General features: G+C 65.0%; 22 protein-coding genes and 2 tRNA genes. 12 read left to right on the plus strand and 12 right to left on the minus strand.

Annotated features, from left to right (window positions below; translation table 11 throughout):
* Positions 1 to 142: 142 nt before the first annotated feature.
* The 7 genes from WS69_RS01275 to WS69_RS01305 all read left to right on the plus strand — a co-directional run bounded on the left by WS69_RS01275 (position 143) and on the right by WS69_RS01305 (position 4,216).
* Positions 143 to 218, plus strand: a tRNA-Asn gene (locus WS69_RS01275).
* 88 nt (positions 219 to 306) lie between these two features.
* Positions 307 to 382, plus strand: a tRNA-Asn gene (locus WS69_RS01280).
* Positions 383 to 520: 138 nt separating this feature from the next.
* Positions 521 to 1,003, plus strand: a complete 483-nt coding sequence (locus WS69_RS01285) for a CreA family protein (protein WP_059469036.1) — start codon at positions 521 to 523, stop codon at positions 1,001 to 1,003.
* A gap of 37 nt (positions 1,004 to 1,040) precedes the next feature.
* On the plus strand, positions 1,041 to 2,003 hold the full coding sequence (locus WS69_RS01290) for an AraC family transcriptional regulator (protein WP_059469037.1): 963 nt from the start codon (positions 1,041 to 1,043) through the stop codon (positions 2,001 to 2,003).
* A 183-nt stretch (positions 2,004 to 2,186) separates the two neighbouring features.
* On the plus strand, positions 2,187 to 2,855 hold the full coding sequence (locus WS69_RS01295) for an AzlC family ABC transporter permease (protein ID WP_418230149.1): 669 nt from the start codon (positions 2,187 to 2,189) through the stop codon (positions 2,853 to 2,855).
* Positions 2,852 to 3,193: an AzlD domain-containing protein gene (locus WS69_RS01300; RefSeq protein WP_059469039.1), complete on the plus strand. Its 342-nt coding sequence runs from the start codon at positions 2,852 to 2,854 to the stop codon at positions 3,191 to 3,193. The genes WS69_RS01295 and WS69_RS01300 overlap by 4 nt, the downstream gene beginning before the upstream one ends.
* 237 nt (positions 3,194 to 3,430) lie before the next feature.
* A complete protein-coding gene (locus WS69_RS01305) occupies positions 3,431 to 4,216 on the plus strand; it encodes a DUF4088 family protein (protein ID WP_059469040.1) in 786 nt (261 codons plus the stop codon).
* A gap of 176 nt (positions 4,217 to 4,392) precedes the next feature.
* Here WS69_RS01305 and WS69_RS01310 read toward each other — a convergent pair whose 3' ends face one another.
* A complete protein-coding gene (locus tag WS69_RS01310; protein ID WP_059469041.1) occupies positions 4,393 to 4,908 on the minus strand; it encodes a hypothetical protein in 516 nt (171 codons plus the stop codon).
* A 306-nt stretch (positions 4,909 to 5,214) separates the two neighbouring features.
* Between WS69_RS01310 and WS69_RS01315 the strand changes: the two genes are divergently transcribed.
* The 3 genes from WS69_RS01315 to fumC all read left to right on the plus strand — a co-directional run bounded on the left by WS69_RS01315 (position 5,215) and on the right by fumC (position 8,881).
* Positions 5,215 to 5,436: an RNA-binding S4 domain-containing protein gene (locus WS69_RS01315; RefSeq protein WP_059469053.1), complete on the plus strand. Its 222-nt coding sequence runs from the start codon at positions 5,215 to 5,217 to the stop codon at positions 5,434 to 5,436.
* 123 nt (positions 5,437 to 5,559) lie between these two features.
* Entirely contained in the window at positions 5,560 to 6,954 is a 1,395-nt protein-coding gene (locus WS69_RS01320) for an MATE family efflux transporter (RefSeq protein WP_059469042.1), read from the plus strand.
* Between the two features lie 532 nt (positions 6,955 to 7,486).
* Entirely contained in the window at positions 7,487 to 8,881 is a 1,395-nt protein-coding gene (gene fumC, locus WS69_RS01325) for a class II fumarate hydratase (RefSeq protein WP_059469043.1), read from the plus strand.
* Positions 8,882 to 9,785: 904 nt separating this feature from the next.
* Here the strand turns inward: fumC and WS69_RS01330 are convergent.
* The gene (locus tag WS69_RS01330) at positions 9,786 to 10,241 is read right to left on the minus strand and encodes a multidrug/biocide efflux PACE transporter (protein ID WP_059469054.1); all 456 of its coding nucleotides are present in this window, start codon (positions 10,239 to 10,241) and stop codon (positions 9,786 to 9,788) included.
* Between the two features lie 105 nt (positions 10,242 to 10,346).
* Here WS69_RS01330 and WS69_RS01335 point away from each other — a divergent pair, with 105 nt between their 5' ends.
* Complete coding sequence (locus tag WS69_RS01335) at positions 10,347 to 11,231, plus strand: LysR family transcriptional regulator (protein WP_059469044.1); 885 nt, start codon at positions 10,347 to 10,349, stop codon at positions 11,229 to 11,231.
* A 50-nt stretch (positions 11,232 to 11,281) separates the two neighbouring features.
* Here the strand turns inward: WS69_RS01335 and WS69_RS01340 are convergent, their stop codons facing one another.
* The 5 genes from WS69_RS01340 to WS69_RS01360 form a co-directional block, all read right to left on the minus strand.
* The gene (locus WS69_RS01340) at positions 11,282 to 11,740 is read right to left on the minus strand and encodes a CopD family protein (RefSeq protein ID WP_059469045.1); all 459 of its coding nucleotides are present in this window, start codon (positions 11,738 to 11,740) and stop codon (positions 11,282 to 11,284) included.
* Between the two features lie 417 nt (positions 11,741 to 12,157).
* A complete protein-coding gene (gene parC, locus WS69_RS01345) occupies positions 12,158 to 14,488 on the minus strand; it encodes a DNA topoisomerase IV subunit A (RefSeq protein ID WP_059469046.1) in 2,331 nt (776 codons plus the stop codon).
* A gap of 58 nt (positions 14,489 to 14,546) precedes the next feature.
* The gene (gene parE, locus WS69_RS01350; protein ID WP_059469047.1) at positions 14,547 to 16,529 is read right to left on the minus strand and encodes a DNA topoisomerase IV subunit B; all 1,983 of its coding nucleotides are present in this window, start codon (positions 16,527 to 16,529) and stop codon (positions 14,547 to 14,549) included.
* A gap of 204 nt (positions 16,530 to 16,733) precedes the next feature.
* Positions 16,734 to 18,680 (minus strand): ATP-binding cassette domain-containing protein, encoded by a 1,947-nt coding sequence (locus WS69_RS01355; RefSeq protein ID WP_059469048.1) that lies wholly within the window; start codon positions 18,678 to 18,680, stop codon positions 16,734 to 16,736.
* 169 nt (positions 18,681 to 18,849) lie between these two features.
* Entirely contained in the window at positions 18,850 to 19,257 is a 408-nt protein-coding gene (locus WS69_RS01360; RefSeq protein WP_059469049.1) for a DUF4399 domain-containing protein, read from the minus strand.
* A gap of 292 nt (positions 19,258 to 19,549) precedes the next feature.
* On the opposite strand from WS69_RS01360, the gene WS69_RS01365 reads away from it, so the two are divergent.
* The gene (locus tag WS69_RS01365) at positions 19,550 to 19,732 is read left to right on the plus strand and encodes a rubredoxin (RefSeq protein WP_059469055.1); all 183 of its coding nucleotides are present in this window, start codon (positions 19,550 to 19,552) and stop codon (positions 19,730 to 19,732) included.
* A 749-nt stretch (positions 19,733 to 20,481) separates the two neighbouring features.
* On the opposite strand, the gene WS69_RS01370 is transcribed toward WS69_RS01365, so the two are convergent.
* The 5 genes from WS69_RS01370 to WS69_RS01385 all read right to left on the minus strand — a co-directional run.
* The gene (locus WS69_RS01370) at positions 20,482 to 20,967 is read right to left on the minus strand and encodes a hypothetical protein (protein ID WP_059469050.1); all 486 of its coding nucleotides are present in this window, start codon (positions 20,965 to 20,967) and stop codon (positions 20,482 to 20,484) included.
* A gap of 171 nt (positions 20,968 to 21,138) precedes the next feature.
* Positions 21,139 to 21,486: a hypothetical protein gene (locus WS69_RS01375; RefSeq protein ID WP_156437891.1), complete on the minus strand. Its 348-nt coding sequence runs from the start codon at positions 21,484 to 21,486 to the stop codon at positions 21,139 to 21,141.
* Positions 21,487 to 21,708: 222 nt separating this feature from the next.
* On the minus strand, positions 21,709 to 21,969 hold the full coding sequence (locus WS69_RS29785; RefSeq protein ID WP_082715872.1) for a PAAR domain-containing protein: 261 nt from the start codon (positions 21,967 to 21,969) through the stop codon (positions 21,709 to 21,711).
* A gap of 66 nt (positions 21,970 to 22,035) precedes the next feature.
* A complete protein-coding gene (locus tag WS69_RS01380) occupies positions 22,036 to 23,727 on the minus strand; it encodes a type VI lipase adapter Tla3 domain-containing protein (RefSeq protein WP_059469052.1) in 1,692 nt (563 codons plus the stop codon).
* Positions 23,724 to 25,945, minus strand: a 2,222-nt coding sequence (locus WS69_RS01385) for a DUF3274 domain-containing protein (protein WP_059469056.1), incomplete at its 5' end; no start/stop codon positions are given. The genes WS69_RS01380 and WS69_RS01385, both read right to left, overlap by 4 nt.

The raw sequence follows: 25,945 nt of genomic DNA on the forward strand, positions 1-25,945 counted from the left end.
ACGGCTGGCTTCATGCCGCACCCAAAAACCGGACAGATTACGTGCTACAGACCCGGACAATTCATTTGCTCGCGACAGTATGTCTCAAAGGTATTGACAGATCGGCAAGCGCCTCATAGAATTTCATCTCTCTGCTGTTTGTTCCCCGATAGCTCAGTCGGTAGAGCGCCGGACTGTTAATCCGTAGGTCCCTGGTTCGAGCCCAGGTCGGGGAGCCAAGAATTGCAAAGGCCCGTTGCATACGGGCTTTTTCATGGCCGCCATCATTTTGCTGTCCCGGGCGTCAAGCATGCCGAATCGTCTTATTCCCCGATAGCTCAGTCGGTAGAGCGCCGGACTGTTAATCCGTAGGTCCCTGGTTCGAGCCCAGGTCGGGGAGCCAGCTTCGAAGGCCCGTCGTTCGCGACGGGCCTTTTTGCTTTTCTCTTCCGGGTTTTTCGTCGCGCCGCGCACCGTCGCGCCGGCCCCGGCATGCTAGAGTCGTGCTCTGCTTCTCGCCACGTCCCCAGATTCGCCGCCGATGAAAAACCGTGACTTCGCTGTCCTCGCGACCTGCGCCGCCCTCTTCTCGATCGCCTCGTCGGCCGCGCGCGGCGAGGAAATCGCGAGCGTCAACACCAATTTCCGCCTGACGGGTTCCGACCGCGTCGTCGTCGAGGCGTACGACGACCCGCTCGTCAACGGCGTCACCTGCTACGTGTCGCGCGCCCGCACCGGCGGCATCAAGGGCACCCTCGGCCTCGCCGAAGATCCGACCGAGGCGTCGATCGCGTGCCGGCAGGTCGGCCCGATCCGCTTCACCGAGCCGCTCAGGCAGCAAACCGACGTGTTCAGCGAGCGGATGTCGTTCGTCTTCAAGACGCTGCACGTCGTGCGCGTCGTCGATAAGAAGCGCAACACGCTCGTCTATCTGACCTACAGCGACCGGATTGCGACGGGCAGCCCGAAGAACAGCGTGACCGCAGTGCCCGTGCCGGCCGACACGCCGATTCCGGTCAGATAACGGGCGCGCCCGCTTCGGCCGACCGTCCGCCGCCGTCATGCGCCCCGAATACCCGCGCGAGCATGTCCGCTACTGGCGCACGCCGCTGCTGGCGGATGCGGATTTCGTCACGGCGACCTATCGCGACCACGCGTTCGCGCCGCACTGGCACGACGCCTACACGATTCCTGTCATCGAGGCGGGCGCCGAGCGCTACACGTGCCGCGGCGGCGCCTACGTCGCCGACACGGGCTCGATCCCCGTCATCAATCCGGGCGAAATCCATACCGGCTCGCGCGCAGCCGAAGACGGTTGGCGCTATCGCGTGAGCTACGTGCCCGTCGACTTCATCCGCGCGCTCGCCGACGAAATCGCCGGCAAGCCGCAGTCCGCGCCTTGGTTCAGGCTCGACGTCATCCACGACGCGGATCTTGCCGCGCGGCTCGTCGTCGCGCACCGGCTGATGGAGGCAAGCGGCACGACGGCGCCGCACGCGGCGGCCGATCGTGCGAATCGCGCGTGGCTTGGAGCAGACCTTGCGCCGGCCGGCGGCGGCGCTTCGGCTTCGCACGTCGCGGGCGGTCCGCCGTGGGGCGCGATCTCGCCGGACGGCGATCCGCTGTCGGCCGAAACCGCGATGCTCGACGCCTACTCGACGCTGATCGCCCGCCATGCGGGCAATCGCAGCACGCCGCGCGACGTGGCGGCCGACCATCGGTGCGTCGATGCGATGCGCGAGCGGCTCGCCGCCGATCTGTCCGAAACCGTGACGCTGTCGGACGTCGCACGAGCGGCCGGACTGTCGCCGTTTCATGCAGCGCGCCTGTTCTCGCGCGCGACCGGCATGCCGCCGCACGCGTGGCGCAACCAGTTACGCCTGCAGCGCTCGCTCGCGCCGCTGCGCGCCGGCGCGAGCGTCGCCGACGTCGCCGCCGCGTGCGGCTTCACCGATCAAAGCCACTTCACCCGCCATTTCAAACGGATGTTCGGCGTGCCGCCCGGCCGCTGGCAGCCGTCGTAGCGCCATCGCGCGGTAACGGCAGGCACGCAGCGGCGAAGCAAGAACGTACAAGCGGGCGCGCGGCCGGCCCGACTATCCTCCCCCGTATAGGAGGTAGCCGTCTTGTCCCAGTCCCGCCCCACCCATTCCCCGCCTGGCCGGCTCGGCGAATTCGCCGCCGGCGTGCGCGACACTATCCCGATGATGATGGGCGCCGCCCCCTTCGGCGTGATCTTCGGCACGCTCGTCACGACCGGCCCGCTCGCGCAGTGGCACGGCGAGCTGATGTCGCTCGCGCTGTTCGCCGGCTCCGCGCAGTTCATCGCGCTCGGCCTGATCGCGGGCGGCGCGAGCTACGCCGTCGTGCTCGCGACGACGTTCGTCGTCAACCTGCGTCATCTGCTCTATAGCGCGACGCTCGCGCCATACGTCGCGCACCTGCCGCTGCGCTGGCGGGCGGCGCTCGGCGCGCTGATGACGGACGAGGTGTTCGCCGTCGCGTACGCGCATTACCGCCATGCCGAGCCCGGCGCGACGGGGCCGTATCACTTCTTCGGTTCGGGCGTCGCGATGTACGTGAACTGGCAGATCTGGACGATCGCGGGCCTGCTGTTCGGCGCCGCGTTCCCGCGCCTGCAGTCGCTCGGTCTCGACTTCGCGATGGCGGCGACGTTCATCGCGATCGTCGTGCCGCAACTTGCCGCGCTGCGCTACCTCGCCGCCGCCGCGACGGCCGGCGCCGTCGCGTTCTTCTGCCGCGCGTGGCCTTACAAACTCGGGCTGCTCGCGGCCGTCGCGGCGGGTGTCGCGATCGGCGTCGCGCTGACCTGGCTGAACGGCCAGCGTGCTCGCCGGCGCGCGGAGGCCGCATGAGCTACGCGCTGCTGATCGTCGGCATGGCGGCGCTCACGTACGCGATCCGCACGACGCTGTTCCTGTTCGGCGACCGCCTCGTCTTCCCGCCGCTTTTGCTCGCCGCGCTGCGCTTCGTGCCGGTGACGGTGCTGACCGCGATCGTCGTGCCGATGACGATCGCGCCGCACGGCGGCGACGCGGAGCTGACCTGGCGCAATCCCCAACTCGTCGGCGGCGTCGGCGCGGCGCTCGTGTCCGCCGCGACGCGCCGGCCGCTCGTCACGATCGCTGCCGGTCTCGCGGTGTTCTTCTTCTGGCAGGAAATCGTGCTGCCGCACGGCTGGCTGCCCGGCTGAGCCCCTCTCCATCGCCGGGCGCGACATCGCGCACACAGGCCTCAAGTTCTCGCGCGGGCAGCCGTTAAGAGGATGAAGCCCTGCGCCCGGCGACGCGATCCGGTCCACCGATGCGGCGCGACGACCGACGGCCCGCCCGCCGGCCGATCCGCAGCGCCGACACGCGGCCTGCCCACGTCGGCGCTGCGCGGGCGAAAGCGCCGGTCAAACCGACCGGCATCGAGCATCGAGATAGACATGGGCCAGATCACTCTCACCCTGAAAGACGACACCGTCGCTTCCTTGCGCAAAGACTTCGACGCGTTCGTGCGCGTGTCGCTCAAGCTCGATCCGCAATTCGTCACACCTTCGTTCGAGGATTTCCTGCGCGCGAAGCTGCTCGACAGCATGGTGCCGCTTACCGAGCACGCGGTGCAGCGGCTGCTGCAAGGCGGTCAATATGCGTGGGCGAAGCGCACCCTCGACAAGGAGTTTCCGGACGTCCTCGCGATCCTGATCCGGCAGGCGGGCGAATTCGGCTTCGGCGTCGCGTCGCGTTCCGAATGGACGCCTGACGAGCTCGCGAAAGCATGCCGCGACTGGGCGGCCGCCGTCGTGTCCGGCGCGCAGGGCGACGCGGCGCTCGTCGATCCGCTCGCCGCACAGATCAAGGCGGCCGTCACCGACATTCAGACGCTCGAGGAGCGGATGCAGACGCCCGCGTGGCGGCTCGCCGAATCGCTGCGGCAACGCGTGTACGAAGCGAAGCTCGCGTGCGAGATGAGCGTCGGCAGCGTCGCGCGCGAAAAGCTCGGCGAACTGCGCGGACTGCTCAGGCTCGGCATCGCGCACGGCTCGTTCCAGAAGCAGGAAGCGCAGCAGATCATGGAATACCTGCGGCTGCTGAAGCCCGAGATCTTCGTCGAGGAGCCGTACGACGTCTTCACGCGGATCGCCGCATGGCTGCGCAGCGTGTTCATGGTCGCGGCGCCCGCGCGCGGCGCACAGAGTGCGTCGCAGCCACCGGGCCGGCGCCGCCCATAGCGCGCGGCGCGCTCGCCGAGTCGCGCAGATTCGCGTGCACGAAACGAAAACGAACCGGACAAAGGAAACGGCCCGGACCGCATCATGCGGTCCGGGCCGTCGTCCATCGGTCAATGCTTGGCGGTCAGGCGGGCCTTCCGGGGCGAACCGCCCGCGCGCCAGCCGACGGCGCTTGCTTACTGGCTCGCGCCGGCCTTCACGCCGCCGTTGACGGACAGCGAGCCGTTCGCACCGCCCGCGACGCCCTTCGCGAGACCGCCCGCCGCACCCGCAACGCCGCCGACCGCATTGCCGGCCGCGCTCGTCGCGCCGTTCACGACGTTGCCCGCTGCGCTCGTCGTGCCATTGACGACGTTGCCCGCCGTGCCCGTCGCGTCGTCGGCCATGCCGCTCGCCTTCGTCTTCGCATCGGCGCCGACTTCGGCCGCTTCGTCAGCCTTCGCCTTGGCCTTGGCTTTCGCGTGCTTCACGTGCTTCTTCGCCGAATGCTTGGCGGCGTTCGCCGCCGCTTCCGGCGATGCAGCCACGTTGCCGCCCGCGTTCAGCTGTGCGCTTGCGCCTGCCTGCTGGCCGAGCACGCCGGCCGAGCCGCCGACCGAACCTTGCGTCTCCACGCCAGCCGTCTGCGCGAAAGCGGTCGTCGCCATCGCCGCCACCGCGGCACCGATCAGCATTGCACGAATCTTGGACATCGCAATTCTCCTCAACAAAGTCGTTGGAACGGCTCACCTTCGAAGGTCGCCGCTATGGGCCCGCCGCAACATGCAGCGAGTCCGTGTACAGACCGGCCGATTTCGTTCGCGGTTCGCCGTTCTCGACAACTGTTACCCACCGTTTCAATTGCTGACGAGTTCGACACACTCGCTTACATGCGACGGCTTCGCACGCGCGAAACCCCGAAAACATTTGACGCCGACCTTACACCGCGGGCGCCGCGCTTCGCTTATGATGCGATGCCGCCGTCGAGCGGCGCGCTCTCTTTTCCCGTTTTCATTGCCATGCCCAATCTGGATTTCACGCTGACCGGCGAATTCGTCGAACTGCATAATCTGCTCAAGCTCACCGGACTCGCGGACAGCGGCGGCTCGGCGAAGATGCTCGTCGCATCGGGCGCCGTGACGGTCGACGGCGCGGTCGAGCTGCGCAAGACCTGCAAGATCCGCGCGGGCCAGGTCGTACTGTTCGGCGACACGCGCATCGCCGTGCACGACGCGCCGTAGCGAGCCCCTGTCGGCCGTAAGGCCATCGGCGAGCCTCATCGACAACGCGCACGGAAACTCGTAAGCTGATCGTTTCACAAAAATAAGCAATGCGCGGGCAGGCCGCCCGTGCGAACGCGTCCCATGTCGCCTACCGGTTTCACGCGAGCGGCCGCCGCGCCGTCTCCCACCCTGTCCCGTCATGCCGCCGATACGGCGCGCCTCGCCGCGCCGCTCGCGATCGCGCAACTCTCGCAAATGGCGATGAGCGTCACCGACACCGTACTGCTCGGCTCGCTCGGCCCCGACGCGCTCGCGGCGGGCGGCCTCGGCGCGAATCTGTTCTTCGTCGTCGTCACGCTGCTGCAAGGCGTGCTGACGTCGGTCAGCGTGAGCGTCGCGCACGCGCGCGGCGCGAAGGCCGAGCATCGCGTGCCGCACATCTACTGGACGGGCTTCGCACTGTCGCTGCTGCTCGCGCTTCCGGCGTTCGTGCTGCTGTCGTTCGCGGAACCGCTACTGCGCGCGTTCGGCGAGCCTGCGACGCTCGCGCGCAACGTCGGCGAATACGCGGCCGTGCTGCGCTTCGCGGCGCCCGGCAGCCTGATCGGCGTCGGGCTGATGCGCTCGTTCCTGCCCGCGATCGGCGCCGCAAAGCGGCTGCTGTGGGTGTCGCTCGCGGGCGTCGGCATCAACGCGTTCCTCAACTACGGCCTCATTCACGGCGCATTCGGGCTGCCGCGGCTCGGCTTCCTCGGCTCCGCGACCGCGACGTCGATCACGATCTGGCTCACCGCGCTCACGCTCGTCGCGCTGCTGCACGGACGGCCGACGTTCAAGCACTTCGTCGCCGCCACGCGGCCGCGGCTGCCGCTGATGGGCGAGCTGTTCGGCATCGGCTGGCCGGTCGCGATCACGTACGGCGTCGAGTCGACGCTCTTCCTCGCGACCGGCTTGACGGTCGGCGTGCTCGGCGAGTCGTCGCTCGCCGCGCACCAGATCGCGCTCAACGTCGCGTCGGTCGCGTTCATGGTGCCGCTCGCGATCGGTCAGGCGGCGAACGTGCGCGTCGGCTACTGGGCGGGTGCCGGCGCGCCCGTCGCCGCGCGGCACGCGGGCTTCGTCGCGCTCGGGCTCGGCATCGCGTTCATGTCGCTGTCGGGGCTCGCGCTGATCGTCGCGCCGCATGCGATCGTCGGTCTCTATCTGAAGCTCGACGATCCCGCGAACGCGCACACGGTCGCGCTCGCGACGTCGCTGCTCGGGATCGCCGCCGTGTTCCAGATCGTCGACGGGATGCAGACGGTCGGCTCCGGCTGCCTGCGCGGCCTGAAAGACACGCGCGTGCCGATGCTCGCCGCGACGCTCGGCTATTGGGGCATCGGCTTTCCGACCGGCTACTGGTTCGCGTTCCACGCGGGCCTCGGCGCGCGCGGGCTGTGGTGGGGGCTCGCGGCCGGGCTTGCGAGCGTCGCGGCGCTGATGACGTGGCGGTTCCATCGGAAGAGCGCGGCACTCGGCGCGCGTGCGGGCGCTTGAGCGTCTGAAGTTCGCGCTTCGGCGTCGGCGTGGGCGAACACGACGACAACGGACCGCGCAAGCGGTCGTTCGAAGCGGCGAGCCGTCCCGTCGTGTGCCGGTTTCGTCGGACGTTGCGGGACGATCGCACGCCATCGCGTCGCGGATAAACCGACGCGCGCCCCGCGCCCGTCGTCGCCATCGAATCGAGTCGTGACGATGGATTGCGTATGCGTCGAAAAGTCGGTGGACGTCACCGGGCGTCAAGTTCGTCCCTTGGTGCCGCGCCATGCGGCGCGACCGTGCCTACCCTCCGCCGCACGCGCCGCGGCTTGCGTCCGTCACGCAATGGCGAACGTCGCGACGCTCGTGCGCACCGCCCCGCGCTCCCCGGATTTCCCCACGCATCGACCGCCGATGACGCGCGACGCGGCACGAAATCGCGCGCAGCGCTATGCTTTGCGATCTAAGGACGCCGTCGCGAGAACGGCCCCGTCCCCGCATGCGCATTGCGTCGCGCCCACGCGGCGCCCCCTCTTCCGAAGGAGCAATCATGAGCGAAGCAGTACGGATGGAACGCGACACGTTCGGTGAAATCGCAGTACCGGCGGCCCGGCTATGGGGCGCGCAAACGCAGCGCTCGCTGCAGAACTTCAAGATCTCGACCGAGAAGCAATCGCCCGAGCTGATTCACGCGCTCGCGCTGATCAAGCGCGCGGCGGCCGCCGTCAATCTCGAGCTCGGCGTGCTCGCGCAAGACAAGGCGAGCGCGATCATCGCCGCCGCCGACGAAATCATCGCGGGCCGGCATCCCGACGAATTTCCGCTCGCGGTCTGGCAAACGGGTTCGGGCACGCAGACGAACATGAACCTGAACGAAGTGATCGCGAATCGCGCGAGCGAGCTGCTCGGCGGCGAACGCGGCGAGAGCCGCAAGGTGCATCCGAACGACGACGTCAATCGCGGCCAGTCGTCGAACGACGTATTCCCGACCGCGATGCACATCGCCGCCGCGCGCGCGATCGTTTCGCATCTGCTGCCCGCGCTGCGCACGCTGCGCACGACGCTCGACGCGAAGGCGACCGCGTTCGCGGACATCGTGAAGATCGGCCGAACGCACCTGCAGGACGCGACGCCGCTCACGCTCGGCCAGGAGTTCTCCGGCTACGTCGCGCAGCTCGATCAGGCGATCCGCCACGCCGAAGCGGCGCTGCCGCATCTGTACGAGCTCGCGCAAGGCGGCACGGCAGTCGGCACGGGGCTCAACGCGCATCCGCGGTTCGCCGCGGGCGTCGCGGCCGAAATCGGCCGGCTCACCGGGCTGCCGTTCGTCAGCGCGCCGAACAAGTTCGAAGTGATGGCCGCGGCCGACGCGCTCGTGTTCGCGCACGGCGCGTTGAAGACCGTCGCCGCGAGCCTGATGAAGATCGCCAACGACATCCGCTGGCTCGCGAGCGGCCCGCGCTGCGGGCTCGGCGAGCTGTCGATCCCGGAGAACGAGCCGGGCAGCTCGATCATGCCGGGCAAGGTCAATCCGACCCAGTCCGAAGCGGTGACGATGCTGTGCTGCCAGGTGTTCGGCAACGATGTCGCGGTGAACTTCGGCGGCGCGAGCGGCAATTTCGAGCTGAACGTGTTCCGGCCGATGATCGCGCACAACGTGCTGCAATCGGTGCGGCTGCTGGCGGACGGCGCGCAGAGCTTCAACGATCACTGCGCGGTCGGCATCGAGCCGAATCGCCCGCGCATCGACGCGCTTCTGAACGAATCGCTGATGCTCGTGACGGCGCTCAATCCGCACATCGGCTACGACAAGGCCGCACAGATCGCGAAGAAGGCTCACAAGGAAGGCACGACGCTCAAGGCCGCCGCGCTCGCGCTCGGCTACGTGACCGAAGCGCAGTTCGACGAATGGGTGCGGCCGGAGAAGATGGTCGGCAAGGACTGACGACGGCGCGCGACGCACGGCCGGCGGTCGACGTGGCCGATGTCGCGCGTGCTTGCGATATTCGAGCGTGGCGGCGGCAGGTCGAAGGCGAATGCGGATGCCGGGTTCGATCGTCGCTGATTGATCGTCGCCGCTCGAACGCTGCTTGGATCGGCACTGCGATCTCGCTCCCGCTCGTGACATGTAATCAAGCGCCGTCGGACGACAAGCAGCACATGCGCGGCAGGCTTCGCACGCAGCATCGCCCATCGCATCGCGCCTCGCCGTCGCCGATTTGGCTAGGGGCAAGCCTCGCGGCCCGCCCCCTCCGACATACGTGGATGCCCCCGTTTTGCCAGGCCTTCGTTGATGACGGCTCGATGATTGAGATTGCGGCCATACATCCGGACTGTTGCGAGGCGCGTTACGCTGCCTCTGTCCCTGATGGAATCTGCTGATCGGACTCTAATCACCACCTCGCGCTCGAAGCGCCTGTGGGAGGGCAGAGTTTTCCGATCCCGGTCCAACCTATCTTGTCATCACGTCGTGACTGCCTGAGCAACCTCTGGGGGAACTGTTCTTATCAAACCGATCGGATTACACGACGACGCCAGACGACGCGTAATCCGATCGGAACGCACTGCCTCGTGTCAGCAATGCCCAGACGATCCGGGCATTGTGGTTCGCGACTGCCACGACGGCGATGTTCTTGTGCCGCCGCATCAGGAGACGGCGAAGCCAGCCCGAGAACCGATCATCTTTGTCGGCAAGGTAGCGAACGACCTCGCGCCCCCCATGTACCATCAATAGAGGACTTTCACCTCCGAGTAGGTGCGCCCTGCCTGCCGTGCGCACCCAAGAAAAAGCCGGCGTCATGCCGGCTTTCGAAAAGGATCATCGAGAGAGATTCGGATTGCGTTCATCGTCAGGCCGCCACCCTTTGCGCGATCCAGCGCGCACGCAGACGGTCGTAGCCGAGGTTGAACAGAAACGTGTACGGCAGAAAGAACAGCAGGATGCCGAAGTCGAGCAACAGCGCCTCGAGGAGGCTGATTTCGAGCCACCACGCGGCGAGCGGCAGCGCCATCGCGACGAGGCCAAGTTCGAACACGATCGCGTGAGCCGCGCGCACCGCGAGCGTACGCTTCAACCGATAGCGACGCTCGATCCGCTCGAAGAGCGCGTTGAACGTGATGTTCCACACCATCGCGATCACCGACACCGCGGCCGTCAATGCGCCGACGTGGACGAGCGACAGGCCGAGCAGCCAGCTGACGAACGGCGCGCAGATCGCGATCGCGGTCACTTCGAACGTAAGCGCGTGCACGAGGCGCTCGGTCAGCGTCTTCCTCGGGACGTGCTTAGCCATTTGCATCTGCATGAAAAGCTCCATCAGTGAATGAGATAACGCCATTTTCATCGGATTAACCGTAATCATCCAGTTTGTTATTATCGGTTTTTCCGATATAAAGAAGGAGCGCCCGCGATGCGCCATTCTCCCGAAGCACTGCTCGCGTTCGCCGAGGCGGCCAACCTCGGCTCGTTCTCGGCTGCCGCGCGCAAGCTCGGCAAGCGGCAGTCGACGATCAGCGAGGCGATCGCGAACCTCGAGATCGACCTGGGCGTCGCGCTGTTCGACCGCTCGACGCGCCAGCCGACGCTGACCGATGCCGCCCGCGCGCTCTTGCCCGAAGTCCAGCGCGTGCTCGAGGCGAGCGAGGCGATCGATCAGGTCGCCGCGCGTCTGGCGGGCGGCGAGGAGGCGCGGCTCACGCTCGTCGTGTCGGACACCTATCAATCGAGCCGATACGAGGAGGCGCTCGCGGAGCTCGACCGCCGCTTTCCGACGCTCGAGTTCGAATGCCAGATCGCCGAGCACGACGATGTACTCGACCTGATCCAGCAAGGCCGCGCGCAACTCGGGCTGATGGCGGCGCGCAGCACCTACCCGCCCGACATCGGCGCGGCGACCATCGCCGAACGTTCGGAGATCGGGCTCTACGTCGGCCTGCGGCATCCGTTCGCCGCATACGGCGATGCCGAAGTGCCGCTCGCCGCGCTGCACGACGCGCGCGAGCTGCGCCTCAATACCTACGTCGCGCCGCACGGCGAGCGGATCGAAACGGGGCTCGTCGCCGGGCGGCGCTGCTGGTCGGCGCCGAGCTATCTGCTGCTGTTGGAAATGGCGGTGGCGGGCTTCGGCTGGGCGGAGCTGCCGCGCTGGATGGTCGAGCACTTCGCGCGCGAGCGGCTCGTCGAGCTCAATGCGCGCGGCTGGCCGCGGCGCGTGCCGGTGGATGCGGTGTGGTCGCGCGACCGGCCGCTCGGGCCGGCCGGCTCATGGCTGCTGGAGACGATGCTCGCGGCGTGACGCGCGCGCATCGGAGAAGTCGGCGCACGGCGTGTGCGCCGACGGAAACATCAGAAACCGCGCGACAGCACGGAGGCGCCGATCGTCACGACGCCGAGCACGAGATTGACGACCACGAGAAGGCGCACCGCATTGACGGCGCGCGCGCCGTCCGGCCAGTTCTGCGCTTGCACCGCGCGACGGATGCGCGGGAACAGCGCGAAGCGGATATGGCCGAAGATCAGCATCATCACGACGCCGAGCCCCGCCATCGCGTGCAGCGGCCACGTCGCGTGCGCGCCGCCGAATTGCGTGAGCAGGAAGCCGCCCGTGAGCAGGATCACGATCACCGCGCCCGCGACCCAGTTGAAAAAGCGGCCAAACACGGCTTCGACGAGCGGCAGGCGCAACTGCGGCGACAGATCGGACAGCGCGGGACGCAGACAGAAGTTCGCGAACACCATGCCGCCGACCCACACCGCAACCGCCAGAAGATGGAGAAACAAGGCGACGGTGATAGCGTGAGACATGCGGGGATCCTTTCTAGTTTTCAGATGACCGGCGCGCAGCGCGGACGCACGGCGCGCGAGACGATGAGCGCATTCGACAGCCGCGGCGCGCGGCGGTTCAGCGGAATGTGCGCGGGTTGTGCTTTTTTGGGCGTCCCGCTCTAGTCGGGCTGCGCGCCGGCGTTTTGTTTGTCGATTGTTTGTCTGTTTGTCTACCGGCGTTGCGATGCCGCGCGCGATCCGTGTGCCGGCGGCGCGTTTGCCTGTCGGCCGCGTGACGCATCGCGGAGCGTTTCGTCAGCGAAGGATTACGAACGACGCAAGTCGGTGATCGGCACGACCGTGCATCCCACGCGCCGCTTTCGTGCGGCCTCGCCGCCGAGGCCCCGCGCGTCGGCACGCGTGAGGCCCCAGCCGGACCGACGACGACGCGCCCCGTCAGCCGAGCACCGGACGCAGCCCGCTCACCTTCAGCTTCGTATCCGGCGCGCGCCCCTTGCGCGCCCGCTTGCCGACGTGCGGCTCGAGCGCGCGCCCCGCGAGCGTTTCTTCCTGCGCCTTGCCGCCGCGGCCCGTGCCCGTCAGCACGACGCCCGCCGCGTCGATCGCGAGCGCCTGCACGAGCGTCTCCTTCGGATCGAGCGCCATCAGGATCACGCCGCGCCCGCCGCCGCCGAGCGTCTTCATCTCGTCGATGCCGAACACGAGCAGACGCCCGCCGCTCGACAGGCACGCGACCTGCGACGCATCCGGCAGCACCGGCATCGGCGCGAGCGGCGCCGCGCCGCCCGCTACGCCCGTATCGATCGTCATGAACGACTTGCCCGCCTTCACGCGGCTCACCATGTCGCCCACCTTCGCGACGAAGCCGAAGCCGTTGCTCGACGCAAGCAACAGCGGCTGCTCGGCCGGCGCCGCGAAGTAATGCAGCAGATGCGAGCCCGACTCGAGCTCGATCAGCGACGTGACGGGCACGCCGTCGCCGCGTCCGCCCGGCAGCACCTGGACGGACACCGAATACACGCGGCCCGTGCTGCCCCACGCGATCAGCATGTCGGGCGTGCGGCACTGGAACGCTGCGTACAGGCCATCGCCCGCCTTGAACGAGAAGCTCGCCGGGTCGAGCCCGTGGCCCTTCAGCGCGCGCACCCAGCCCTTCTGCGACACGACGACCGTCACCGGCTCGTCGACGACCTTCGCCTCGAACGTCGCGCGCTTCTCCTGTTGGATCAGCGTGCGGCGCTCGTCGCCGAACTGCTTCGCGTCGGCTTCGATCTCCTTGATCATCAGCCGCTTCATCGCGCTTTCGTTCGCGAGCAGCTCTTCGAGCTTCGCCTTCTCCGCACGCAGTTCCTCGAGCTCCTTCTCGATCTTGATCTTTTCGAGCCGCGCCAACTGGCGCAGACGAATCTCGAGAATGTCCTCGGCCTGCCGCTCGGTCAGGCCGAACGCGCCGATGAGCGCCTGCTTCGGCTCGTCGGACTCGCGGATGATGCGGATCACCTCGTCGATGTTCAGGAAAACGATCATCCGCCCTTCGAGGATGTGGATCCGGTCGTTCACCTTGCCGAGCCGGTGGCGGCAGCGCCGCGTGACCGTGCCCTGGCGAAACCGCACCCACTCGCCGAGGATCGACGCGAGCCCCTTCTGCGCGGGCCGGCCGTCCTCGCCGATCATCACGAGGTTGAGCGGCGCATTCGATTCGAGGCTCGTGTGCGCAAGCAGCGAATTGACGAAATCGTTCTGGTCGATCGCGCGCGTCTTCGGCTCGAACACGAGCCGCACGGGCGCGTCCTTGCCCGACTCGTCGCGCACCGCGTCGAGCAGGTCGAGCATCGTCTTCTTCGTGTTGATCTGCTCCTGCGTGAGCGTCTTCTTGCCCGCCTTGAGCTTCGGGTTCGTCAGCTCCTCGATTTCCTCGAGCACCTTCTGGCCCGACGTGTTCGGCGGCAGCTCGGTGACGACGAGCTGCCACTGGCCGCGCGCGAGATCCTCGATCTTCCAGCGCGCGCGCACCTTCAGGCTGCCGCGGCCGGTTTCGTACGCGGCCGAAATCTCCGCATCGCTCGAGATGATCTGGCCGCCGCCCGGGAAATCCGGCCCCGGCACGAACTGCATCAGTTCCGCGTGCGGCAGCTTCGGATTGCGGATCAGCGCGACCGCGGCCGCCGCGACTTCACGCAGGTTGTGCGACGGGATCTCGGTCGCGAGACCGACCGCGATCCCCGACGCGCCGTTCAGCAGCACGAACGGCAGCCGCCCCGGCAACAGCTTCGGCTCGTCGAACGAGCCGTCGTAGTTCGGCATGAAATCGACCGTGCCCTCGCCGATCTCGTCGAGGAGGAGCTGCGCGATCGGCGTCAGGCGCGCTTCGGTGTAGCGCATCGCCGCCGCGCCGTCGCCGTCGCGCGAGCCGAAGTTGCCCTGGCCGTCGATCAGCGGATAGCGCATCGAGAAGTCCTGCGCGAGACGCACGAGCGCGTCGTACGCGGACTGGTCGCCGTGCGGATGGTACTTGCCGAGCACGTCGCCGACGACGCGCGCGGACTTCACGGGCTTCGCATTGTTGCCGAGGCCCATCTCGTTCATCGCGAAGAGGATCCGCCGCTGCACGGGCTTCTGGCCGTCGCAGACGTCGGGCAGCGCGCGCCCCTTCACGACGCTCACTGCATAGCTGAGATACGCGCTCTCCGCATAGCGGCCGAGCGTCAGCGAATCGCCCTCGGGCGCGGCCGGCTCGGCAAAAAGATCGGGAGTGTTGTCGTCCATCTAGATTTCGTGTCCGTATATGCGATGCGTGCGAAGCCGGGCGCGCGCCCAGCCTCGCTCAGATATCCGCTTCGACTTCGTTGCCCTTTTCCTCGAGCCAGTTGCGGCGCGCGGCGGCCTCGCCCTTGCCCATCAGCATCGTCATCCGCTCGACGGTCGCCTCGAAATCGAGGTCGCCGAGCGCGATCGGCATCAGACGCCGCGTGTCGGGATTCATCGTCGTGTCCCACAGCTGCTCGGCGCTCATTTCGCCCAAGCCCTTGAAGCGGCTGATGCTCCATTGCGTTTCGCGCACGCCGTCCTTGCGCAGCTTGTCGAGGATCGCCTCGAGCTCGCCTTCGTCGAGCGCATAGAGCTTCTGCGCGGGCTTCTTGCCACGCGCGGGCGCGTCGACGCGAAAGAGCGGCGGCCGCGCGACGAACACATGGCCGCGCTCGATCAACTGCGGAAAATGCTTGAAGAAGAGCGTGAGCAGGAGCACCTGGATGTGCGCGCCGTCGACGTCCGCGTCCGACAGGATGCAGATCTTGCCGTAGCGCAGATTCGACAGATCGACGCTTTCGTCCGGGCTGTGCGGATCGACGCCGATCGCGACCGAGATGTCGTGCACCTCGTTGTTCGCGAACAGGCGATCGCGCTCGGTCTCCCACGTGTTGAGCACCTTGCCGCGCAGCGGCAGGATCGCCTGGTATTCCTTGTCGCGGCCCATCTTCGCGGAGCCGCCCGCCGAATCACCCTCGACGAGAAAAAGCTCGTTGCGCGCGATGTCCTCGGTTTCGCAATCGGTCAGCTTGCCGGGCAGCACCGCGACGCCGGAGCTCTTCTTCTTCTCGACCTTCTGGCCCGCGCGCGTGCGCGCCTGCGCCTGCTTGATCACGAGCTCGGCGAGCTTCTTGCCGTGCTCGACGTGCTGGTTGAGCCACAGCTCGAGCGCGGGACGCGTGAACGACGACACGAGCTTCACCGCGTCGCGGCTGTTCAGGCGCTCCTTGATCTGCCCCTGGAACTGCGGATCGAGCACCTTCGCCGACAGCACGAACGACACACGCGCGAACACGTCCTCGGCGAGCAGCTTCACGCCCTTCGGCTGCAGGTTGTGCAGTTCGACGAAGCTCTTCACCGCCTGATAGAGACCGTCGCGCAAACCGGATTCGTGCGTGCCGCCCGCGGGCGTCGGAATCAGGTTCACGTACGACTCGCGCACGAGCGAGCCTTCCTCGCTCCACGCGACGACCCACGACGCGCCCTCGCCCTCGGCGAACGTATCGTCGCCGGAACGCGAATCGGCGAAGCGCTCGCCCTCGAAGAGCGGAATCAGCAGCTCGCTGCCGTTCATCCCTTCGAGCAGATAGCCGCGCAGGCCGTCTTCGTACCGCCAGCTCTGGCGCTCGCCCGTCTTCTCGTTGGCGAGCACGACTTCGACGCCCGGCAGCAGCACCGCCTTCGAGCGCAACAGCCGCTGCAACTCGCCGAGCGGCAGGTTCGGCGAATCGAAGTATTTCGGATTCGGCCACACGGTCACGCGTGTGCCGGATTTCTTCTCGCCGCGGCCGGCCGCTTGCGTCGCGAGCGGCTTGACGACGTCGCCATCGGCAAAGCCGAGTTGCGCGATCCTGCCGTCGCGCCAGACGGTCACGTCGAGCCGCGTCGCGAGCGCGTTCGTCACCGACACGCCGACGCCGTGCAGACCGCCCGAGAACGTATACGCGCCGCCCTTGGCCTTGTCGAACTTGCCGCCCGCGTGCAGCCGCGTGAACACGATCTCGACGACGGGCACCTTTTCTTCCGGATGCAGCCCGAACGGGATGCCCCGCCCGTCGTCCTCGACGGACACCGACTGGTCGGGATGCAGCGTGACCGTGATCTGCTTGCCGTAACCGCCCAGCGCCTCGTCGGACGCATTGTCGATCACTTCCTGGATGATGTGCAGCGGATTCTCGGTGCGCGTGTACATGCCGGGCCGCTGCTTGACGGGCTCGAGGCCCTTCAGCACCTTGATCGATGCTTCGCTATACGCCGCTGCGGGCTTTTTCGTAGACATAGAAGCTCAGGTTCGTCATTCACCTTGACGTTATCCCCAACTCGTGTGGATAACATCGTGGACAAAACGTTGAATTCGATAAAAATCCGAATCGAAACAATAGCGTGCTTGGATTGCTTCGAAAGCGGGCGGCGCGCCGCGCGCGACGGCGGCGCGAGCCCCACCCGGAACGCGGCGTATTTTACTGGTTCCGCAACGGCGAACTCATGAAGGCTTACGTTTCGCTTCGAGCGCCTCCCAGCGCTCGAGCGCCGCGAGCAGTTCGTCGTCGAGCGCGGCGAAGCGCTCGGTGAGGCGCGCGCCCTCCTGCGGGTCCTTCGAGAAGATCGAGCCGTCTTCGAGCTGCGCGCCGATCGCCTTCTGCTCGGCCTCGAGCCCGGCGATCTGTTCCGGCAGCGCGTCGAGCTCGCGCTGCTCGTTGAACGACAGCTTGACCGTGCGCTGCGCGTTGCGGCCCGCCGCGCTCTTCGGCGCGTCGTCCTTCGCGCTCGCAGGCTCCTTCGCAGCGCGCTTCGCCGCGTCCTCGTCGGCGATCCGCTGCGCGCGGTCGCGCTGGATCTGCCAGTCGGTGAAGCCGCCGACGTATTCGCGCCACTGCCCGTTGCCTTCCGACGCGATCACCGACGTGACGACGTTGTCGAGGAACGCGCGGTCGTGGCTGACGAGCAGCACCGTGCCGTCGTAGTCGGTCAGCAGCTCTTCGAGCAGCTCGAGCGTCGGGATGTCGAGGTCGTTGGTCGGCTCGTCGAGCACGAGCACGTTCGCCGGGCGCGCAAAGAGACGCGCGAGCAGGAGACGATTGCGCTCGCCGCCCGACAGCGACTTGACGGGCGAACGCGCGCGTTCCGGCGCGAACAGGAAATCGCCGAGATAGCTCATCACGTGCTTGCGCACGCCGCCAATCTCGACCCACTCGCTGCCGGGGCTGATCGTGTCCGACAGGCTCTTTTCCTGGTCGAGCTGCGCGCGCATCTGGTCGAAGTACGCGACCTGCAGGTTCGTGCCGATGCGCACCGTGCCCGCGTCGGGCGAAAGCTCGCCCAGGATCAGCTTGAGCAGCGTCGTCTTGCCGGCGCCGTTCGGGCCGACGAAACCGATCTTGTCGCCGCGCATCACGGTCGTCGAGAAGCGGTCGACGACCGTGCGGTCGCCGTAGCGCTTCGTCACGTCGGTCAGCTCCGCGACGATCTTGCCCGACTTCTCGCCCTGCGCGACGTCGAGCTTCACGTTGCCCTGCGCGTTGCGGCGCTCCGCGCGCTCGCGGCGCATCTGCTCGAGCCGCGCGACGCGGCCGACGCTGCGGGTGCGCCGCGCCTCGACGCCCTTGCGGATCCAGACTTCTTCCTGCGCGAGCAGTTTGTCGAACTTCTCGTTCTCGACGCGCTCGACTTCGAGCTGCTGCGCCTTGCGAGTCTGATACGCGGAGAAGTTGCCCGGATACGACAGCAGGCGGCCACGGTCGAGCTCGACGATGCGCGTCGCGACGCGATCGAGGAACGCACGGTCGTGCGTGATGAACAACAGGCCCGCGCGCTGCGTGACGAGCAGTTCCTCCAGCCAGCGGATGCCGTCGAAGTCGAGGTGGTTGGTCGGCTCGTCGAGGAGCAGCACGTCTGGCTGCACGACGAGCGCGCGCGCGAGCGCCGCGCGCTTCTGCATCCCGCCCGACAGCGCATCGACCCGCGTGTCGCCGTCGAGCCCGATTTGCGCGAGCGTCGTCGCGACCCGCGTGCGCCAGCTCCATGCATCCGTCGCATCGAGTGACGATTGCAGCGCGTTCATCCGCGCAAGCAATGCGTCGTGCTCCGCGCCTTCGGGCGTGTCCGCGAGCCGATGCGCGATCTCGTCGTACTCGGCGAGGAGCGTGCGCGTCTCGGTCAGCCCCGACGCAACCGCGTCGAACACCGTCTGCCCGGCTTCGAATTCGGGCTCCTGCGGCACGTAGACCGTCACGAGGCTCTGCTGTCGCGTGACGAGCCCGTCGTCGGGCCTCGCGAGGTCGGCGACGATCTTGAGCAGCGACGACTTGCCGGCGCCGTTGCGGCCGATGAGCCCGACGCGTTCGCCGGCTTCGAGCGAGAAGTCCGCGTGATCGAGCAGCGCAACGTGACCGAACGCGAGTTGCGCGCCGGTAATGGAATAAAGCGACATGGGGAAGACGGCGGAGAAGAATCGGAAGCGCACATTGTACCGGGGGCGGCGCGCCGCGCCGACATGGCACAACGGCCTAGCGCTGTGGGCCGCGCGACGCGACCGTCGGCGCCGGTGGCTGCGAGGACCGGGCGCGGCCCTCGCATCCCGGACGGCCGAACGGCTTATCTTACTTGACGTTGACCGTGATCGTCTGGCTCATTTCGGGACCGTACGAGCGGTGCGCGCCGTCGCCGAACTGCATCGTCAGCGTGTGCTGGCCGGGCGGCAGCCGCACGTCGGTCTCGGTCTGGGGCTTGCCGAAGTGCAACGAGTGATCGCTGACCGGGATCACCTCGCCTCTCGGTACCGGCTTGCCGTCGATCAGCAGATGATGGTGGCCGGTGTGAGGCGTCATGTCGCCCGCGGGCCGAAGCACGATGTCGCCTTCGAGACCGAATTTCACGTGGACGGGATTCGTGACGGCCGCACCGTCGGTCGGCTCGACGAAAAACACCCTCGCTTCCGCGTGCGCCGAGGCGGACGCGAACAGCGCGGCCGCGGTGAACGCGCCGGCCAGCCATTTGTTGTTGAGCATCGCTCTCTCCTTTTGGGTTGAAAGGCCATCGAAGGATACACCGCGACCGGCGGGCGCGTCGCGGGTTTGGGGCCGGCTGTTTGGGGCCGGCTCGGGCGCGCGGGCGACGCGCGCCGCATGGTCTGCGGCCGGGCTCGCGCCGCGCGCGAACGGGAAGCGGGCGCGCCCGGTCCGCGCCGCGCTCCGACGGCCGCGCGCGACAAATCCGGTACCATTGCGCCTTTCGCCGCCCGATGCGCCGCGTTCGCGCGATCAGGCGACGTCGAATGCAACGGTTCTTCAAGAGTGCAACATGAGCGAAGTGGTCGAATACAAGAGCTGGGTCTGTCTGATTTGCGGCTGGATCTATAACGAAGAGGACGGTTTGCCGGATGAAGGCATCGCGGCCGGCACCCGCTTCGCCGACATTCCGGACAACTGGCGCTGCCCGCTGTGCGACGTCGGCAAGGAAGATTTCGTCGTCGTGGAGTTCTGATTCACGCGGCAAGGCGGTGCGCGGCGGCCGGCCTACCGCCAATGCGCCCGGCAACGGGCTTGTGCGGCGTCGGCAACGGCAACGGCATGAGCCGAGCGATATGCCGGAGACTGCGGCGGCACGCGCGACGCGGACGACTTGCGCGTCGCCTCACGCGGCGGCCACGCAGCAACGTTATCGATGACGATCTTCGCTCGGAACGTCTTTGCTATACTCTGCCCTCGCTGCCCTCTCCGATCGGCGGACTCGAGGCCGGATTCGAGCGTGATCGAGCCGGCGAAGGTTGCTGAGTCATCCGAATCGCACGACCGGGAACGGCAATCGACCGGTCGAAGCGGGACGTACGCACTTCGTGCTCAGTGGCACCGCATCTCACGCGAATTCGTTAAAATCGCAAAGCTCGGCGGGACAAGGTTTGGAAGCGGTCAGCAGTCGATACGCGATGCTTCCGACGATCCCGGCGATTCCTATCCGCCCCCCGTAGTTCAGGGGATGGAATGATAAGCGCAAGGCTTGTACGGCAAGGCTCCTACCTCTTGCTGTAGCAAATTTGTAGCACGCAAAAATGCCTGCTCGATGCGGGCTTTCGTGCCTCCCGGGATCGATCCCGCTATTCGGTTGCAAAGCAACTTGCAGCGCCCAATGATGCAGCAGTGCCTGCGCCTTATCTAACAGGGCGTTGATCTCAAAGCTACGCTTGAAACATCCGCCAGCAATTTCTGGAACGGTCGGCCGCTATAGCGCTGAGACTAGCCGTTCCACCACTCCGGCGTGGGCTGTTTCTTGGTGAAAGGCGAGCACTGCTCGCGAACAAGTTGCATGTCCTTGTAGTCCAACGTTACGACTGAGACGGCGGGGTCAGTTGGCCACTCCGCAACCGCGAAACCGGCTTCGTACTCTTTGCCTTCGATACACACGATATAGGGCTCACCGTTGAACGCAACAGCCGTGGTCGCCCAGATGCGCGCTTCTCCATGTCGATCGAGCGTACCATCGAAGACAGTCGAATCATATTGATTGCAGGAGGCCCCGGACAATCCGAATGACGAGATGCACGGCATCCGCCATGTCGTTTGGTAGACCTTGACATCTGCTCCAGATAGAGGGTGTCCTTCTCCCGCGACTACCCGTAACGTCAGATGCCGGGGAAAGACCCAAGGCCCCGCGTGTTCCCACATCAGGAAATAGAGCGCCAAAGGGATGCCAACGAAGAGCCAACCATTTCTGAGTTTCATACGCACCTACGTGACGAATCTGCGCGCGTTCGAAGCCGCATCGCCCCAGGAGACAGATCCCTGAATATTAAAATTCGTTTGAAAACTGCCACGTCAGCAACTCCAAACACGATGGAGATCGAGCCCACCAGAATCCGACCGAGGCAGTCGGCGAAGAAGCAGCGTTTCGATCTAATGCCCGATGAATGGCATTCCTATGAACGCCCACATCCCAACCAGAACCAACGACTCAATGACAAACATTGCTTGATCATATGCATTGCGAAGCACCGAGCGTCTCGCATAGACGATGTAAATCAACGTAAAGAGTGGCGTCACCACCCACGTGGCGAGCATGAATCCAAGAAACTCCATGGTGCCCGATACGAAAATTCCGCTGTGAAATCCGCCGACCTCCACGTACCAGTACGCGAACCCAATCCACGGAAGCCACAATCCAATGAGGGTGGCAATCGCAAGTTTGATGGCACCATATGAAGGTCCAGAACCAGCACTCTCCAAATCTGAGGGATTAATCATAGGAGACCTATTCACATTTTTTGCAGGTAAAGCAGTTGACCAACACCACCGCTAGGTCTGCATCTGCAAGCGCCCAACGGATCCACGCGAGACCTACCTCGGCGCTCAACCTCCGCATCCTTGCATGCCAGATTCTGTTTCTCTACTCACCATCATCAATCGACTCTGCCGACAAAGCTCCTTTGCTCACCGCGAGTCGGATGGCCTCCTCAATACAGCAGCCTAAATTCGACCAGATGTCGGCATCGATGAAATCAAAACGGCACCACATGACGTCCGGTGACCGTCGAAGGTAACCGCCCGTCCGTCAATCTGAACATGCTCATCACCCTCAAGAATTTCGCATTCGCCAAGCCCCGACTGACAAATACAGCGATCGCCGACCCGAGCAACTGCGCGCCCCATCACCACGGATCGTTCGCTACCAGTCTTGACCTGACAACCTCGGTCCGTCGAGTCACCCACTCGGATCACACCGCGCATCGGCTCCCCTCCTAAGTTACCCAAGATCAAACGCCGCGACGACTACATCCGGTCAAGTCGCGGTTACTAAAACGGATTCGCCCCATTGTTCTTCTGAACCCACGCCGCTTTACTCGTGGCGTCAGGCGGGCTAACCATGACGATGCTCGCTGTACCATTGGGGCGTCGATTCACGGTCGCACTCGCTCCACCATCCTGATAGCCGGCAATTAGCCCCAAGCCGATTTGCACAAGTGGCGAACTCACGCCAGTGTTGCCAATGCGTGCGCCGATATCGTAACCATCCTTGACGTCGCTCAGGCTCGGGGCCGTCCCACCTACTTGCGCGAGCGCCTGATTCAGCGGCACAGCCCACAGCCGATCGCCGGTCGTATCATAAAACACGCGCTTCGGCTCCTTCCCTTCGGGCAACGTTGCGACGGCCTGCTCCCAACCCACTTTCAGCGCTGCCGCCTGAGCCGCAGTCTTGAGCGGTTGTCCGTGATCGTCGGTCAGCTTTACGTCTACCGGACGATGGAGATAGCCGAGCAAGGGTGCATCATCAAATTGCTTGACCTGCCACGTCGTCCAGCGCACTGGAATATACGGCGTCGGCGTGAATTGACCCGGCCCTTTGTTGTCGATGGTTTTCCAGAACGCCGGCAATTTCGCCTGCCACCACGTAGACGACATGACGCCGATCGCACCCGGATACTGAACACCCGCCTGCTTTGCCTGTTCGATGAAGTGAGCAGTGAAACTGTCGGGGCCGTGATCGTCATTCTGCTCCCAGAAGAAATTCCACAACTTAATGACGTCGTATTCAGTGTTGTTTCGATTGATCTGCGCAGTCTGCTCGACGGCGTACGGACGAATAAGCTTGTCGACCCGATCCGAACGGGAAACGAGGATGGCACCGATACTATCCGGAAGCTCGGGAATGATGTGCCCCGCGCGTGGAGCACTGCCGCTACCCGGCGCCCCGAGTAGCGAACGTGTCAAGGAACCGTCTGTGCTAAATACGAGCGCAGCGGGAACATCCGGGTGTTCATCGAAGAATGCAAACAGCTTGTCGATCATCCCGGCACCGTCGGCGGTATTGGCATCCTCCTGCCACAAAAATAGCGTGACCCCAAGACTTGCCTGCTGACGGAGACCAGCGATGTCTGCCGCAGCTCGAAATGCATTTCGCTTATCCTTGGGCGGCCCCCAAATAATTACAGGTACTGGCCAATACTCAACAGCACGACTAGCGCCTGCCTTAAAACCCGTCCCCGTCGATATCTCCAGATCTTGCTGCCTCGTATCCTCACTGTCCGGATAATCTTCCGGATTTTGTGAGAAATACGTTGCGTGGTTGTCTGCCTTGGCCTCGATCTTCTTCCAGATCTCTTGATTGGTCTCCCATCCCGTCACGATACCCAGTCCGCGCACTTCGAGCACGTACTTCTGTCCAGTCTGCGACAGCATCGTGGACGAACCGTTGAAGCCATGCGATACAACCGCGTCACTTCCTTGATCAGCCGGAATCGAACGATCGGACGCGGCAGTGGCCGGCACCGGTGACCGATGCAGCCACGCGACGCTCGCGCCATACGCCAGAGCGACCAACGCCAAGATCACCAGCCCCCCATTCCGAATACTACTTCCCATATGCGGCATCTCCTGCCCGGTCGTTTGCCAATAACTGTAGTGTCGCGCCATCACAAGAATGGTCCAGATAATCGCCACCATCACGAACGCGGTAGCATACGGCCAAATTCGTGGTCTCGCGATCATCGCGGTATCCCCTGGAAGACTTCCCCGAGCGTCTTATTCCCGTACATCATCTGGGCCTTCTGCGCCTCCTGCTTGTAGTATTCCGCCTGAGCCTGCTCCTGTGCAGCGACGGCCGCCGGCGTCAGCTCACTGGTTACCAGCGGTGGCATGGTCGCGGATACGTACTCATGCGGGAAGGTGCCGGAGAGATAATAGTTGGAACAGGCCAGAATGAATTCTTGCGTCTTCGGCGGAAGGCGGCCAAAGTTCGCATTGTTTTGAATCTTCTTAATCACATTGAGGTTCATCTTCCAGTCTGCCATCAGGATCAGCAATTCACGCCAAACCGGGTCATCGAGCGTGACGGCCTGTCCAATCGCGACGTCCATCGCGGTCACCCATCGATGATTCTCCGTGCTGTGTAGCACGCCTGAATGGTAGTTATTGGCTTCTCGAGCGGCCGGATTCTGCTGCATGTCCTGACGAGCTTCATTCGGGGTCTGCTCTCGTTGAATGAGATACTGAGGCGGAACGATTGGAAGCAGTGCGTTCTTGACCATTGAGGTCGCCGATGTGTCCGGGACTACCCGCCAATTCTGCGACTGACCGTCGATCGCCTTGCCCTGATTGAAAGCAGTCTTGTAAGACTCGATGCTAGCCAGCGGATTACGCGTTGTCGCGACGGTAATCCATTCGAATGACGCGTATTGATTGCCCAACGAAACATCCTTCGTGACATCGTCTGGCGTCATCATCCCGGCCACGTCGGCGTGGCCGGGACGTGGACCACCTTTCTTGATTTCGCCACCGTACAAGTCGGGTTCGCACGGCGGCTTCAGTTCCTCACCGTTAATAAAGCGGATATCGTTGCGAGTAAATGACGCCTGCAGAGCAGCATTCTTGCTCGATTCAAGCACCGTGCCCAACATGGTGCCGTCCGTATCAGGTCCAGGTGTAAGTCGCTCGAACCGGTCGCGTACGGGCACCCGCGCCGGTGATGTGCCGACCAGCACCTTCTTGAACTTGCCTTTGCCGTTATCATCGCGCTCCATCCGCGTCCACATCCGCTGAAAGAAACGCTTGGGCGCAAGGGCTGTCATGGCTGGCATGGTCTTGCCACGTTTGGCGGCAGCTCCGTCGGCGGGCACTTCGTCTGGTACGCCAAACGTCCCTATTCCGTGCACTTTCTTGAGGCCGACCACAGTATCTTCAGGGCAAAAGTACAGATACACCTTGCCGCGATTGTCGCGCTCGTCGAATGTAATCCAGTTCTTACCGGTCCGGTCCAGTCGCTTTCCGCAGGTCTTGCTCCAGTTCGCGCCCGTTCGGCCAGCCGACCACTCCGCTGTGATCAGCAGGTCAGCCAGATCAGGAACGGTATGTGGTTCACTCGTCACCACATTGACGATATCGATCAGGGTTTTCAGCTTTCCGTGGCCGGTCTGATTGCCATCGTCTTCCGTCGCATAGAGGCTGTACGGCGTGTCCACCATGATGATGCAGTCGACGCAGCGCTGTCCCTGCTGCTTGAGAATCGCCTGTGCCAGCAGGGTAATGATCGTCCCCTGACTGTGGCCCATCACGGTAATAGTTTCATGCTGAGGATCTATGCCGTGTGCCGAGGCCAGCGCCTTTGGCTGGATCGTTCGAATCGTCTTGATGAGGTTCGCCAGTCGCGTCGCTGCCAGCACGAAATAGCGCCGGTCAGGCGCTTTGCCCGCAAACACGCTGTTCCCAGCCACTGCGTTGTGCATCACAAGGCGCGTTTTCAAGTCCGGCTCGAAACCTCGACCGTACATTTGCGGGATGTTGTTGGTTGCGTTGGCAAAGAATCCGCCGGCCTTTGCAAAGTGTGCATCGAGCCGATTTCCGTTGACATCCTGATACTGGCCACGCGTCATAAGGTTGCCGCGATCGTCTGCTTCCCGACTTTTGATGATGCCGGGGTTATTCAATTTGGCGATGTCCCGGTTGTCAACACGCACCCCCCAATAGAACGGAATGAAAAAACTTTTCGTGGTTCCAGTTATTTCGGTACGTTGATACAAATACGTGTCAGGATCGGACAGCACATCGCGCTGGCGCGTCGTCGGGCTCTTTGCAGCCTTCGCCTGCGTATATTGCGCACCATAGCGTCCCTCCTTCAAATCAGCCCGCGACAAGCGCTCGTTGAGCCCTTGACACAAGCCTTGCTCGACAACGGAATACACGGCACCCGGATCGTTCACCCCGTGAATAA

This window comes from Burkholderia sp. BDU5 (genome assembly GCF_001522845.1).
GTDB lineage: Bacteria > Pseudomonadota > Gammaproteobacteria > Burkholderiales > Burkholderiaceae > Burkholderia > Burkholderia mayonis.

Excerpts from the sequence above, each read along its gene's own strand:
- WS69_RS01285 (WP_059469036.1), top strand. The coding sequence starts at position 521 with ATGAAAAACCGTGACTTCGCTGTCCTCGCGACCTGCGCCGCCCTCTTC.
- WS69_RS01290 (WP_059469037.1), top strand. The coding sequence starts at position 1,041 with ATGCGCCCCGAATACCCGCGCGAGCATGTCCGCTACTGGCGCACGCCG.
- WS69_RS01295 (WP_418230149.1), top strand. The coding sequence starts at position 2,187 with ATGATGGGCGCCGCCCCCTTCGGCGTGATCTTCGGCACGCTCGTCACG.
- WS69_RS01300 (WP_059469039.1), top strand. The coding sequence starts at position 2,852 with ATGAGCTACGCGCTGCTGATCGTCGGCATGGCGGCGCTCACGTACGCG.
- WS69_RS01305 (WP_059469040.1), top strand. The coding sequence starts at position 3,431 with ATGGGCCAGATCACTCTCACCCTGAAAGACGACACCGTCGCTTCCTTG.
- WS69_RS01310 (WP_059469041.1), bottom strand. The coding sequence starts at position 4,908 with ATGTCCAAGATTCGTGCAATGCTGATCGGTGCCGCGGTGGCGGCGATG.
- WS69_RS01315 (WP_059469053.1), top strand. The coding sequence starts at position 5,215 with ATGCCCAATCTGGATTTCACGCTGACCGGCGAATTCGTCGAACTGCAT.
- WS69_RS01320 (WP_059469042.1), top strand. The coding sequence starts at position 5,560 with ATGTCGCCTACCGGTTTCACGCGAGCGGCCGCCGCGCCGTCTCCCACC.
- fumC (WP_059469043.1), top strand. The coding sequence starts at position 7,487 with ATGAGCGAAGCAGTACGGATGGAACGCGACACGTTCGGTGAAATCGCA.
- WS69_RS01330 (WP_059469054.1), bottom strand. The coding sequence starts at position 10,241 with ATGCAGATGCAAATGGCTAAGCACGTCCCGAGGAAGACGCTGACCGAG.
- WS69_RS01335 (WP_059469044.1), top strand. The coding sequence starts at position 10,347 with ATGCGCCATTCTCCCGAAGCACTGCTCGCGTTCGCCGAGGCGGCCAAC.
- WS69_RS01340 (WP_059469045.1), bottom strand. The coding sequence starts at position 11,740 with ATGTCTCACGCTATCACCGTCGCCTTGTTTCTCCATCTTCTGGCGGTT.
- parC (WP_059469046.1), bottom strand. The coding sequence starts at position 14,488 with ATGGACGACAACACTCCCGATCTTTTTGCCGAGCCGGCCGCGCCCGAG.
- parE (WP_059469047.1), bottom strand. The coding sequence starts at position 16,529 with ATGTCTACGAAAAAGCCCGCAGCGGCGTATAGCGAAGCATCGATCAAG.
- WS69_RS01355 (WP_059469048.1), bottom strand. The coding sequence starts at position 18,680 with ATGTCGCTTTATTCCATTACCGGCGCGCAACTCGCGTTCGGTCACGTT.
- WS69_RS01360 (WP_059469049.1), bottom strand. The coding sequence starts at position 19,257 with ATGCTCAACAACAAATGGCTGGCCGGCGCGTTCACCGCGGCCGCGCTG.
- WS69_RS01365 (WP_059469055.1), top strand. The coding sequence starts at position 19,550 with ATGAGCGAAGTGGTCGAATACAAGAGCTGGGTCTGTCTGATTTGCGGC.
- WS69_RS01370 (WP_059469050.1), bottom strand. The coding sequence starts at position 20,967 with ATGAAACTCAGAAATGGTTGGCTCTTCGTTGGCATCCCTTTGGCGCTC.
- WS69_RS01375 (WP_156437891.1), bottom strand. The coding sequence starts at position 21,486 with ATGATTAATCCCTCAGATTTGGAGAGTGCTGGTTCTGGACCTTCATAT.
- WS69_RS29785 (WP_082715872.1), bottom strand. The coding sequence starts at position 21,969 with ATGCGCGGTGTGATCCGAGTGGGTGACTCGACGGACCGAGGTTGTCAG.
- WS69_RS01380 (WP_059469052.1), bottom strand. The coding sequence starts at position 23,727 with ATGATCGCGAGACCACGAATTTGGCCGTATGCTACCGCGTTCGTGATG.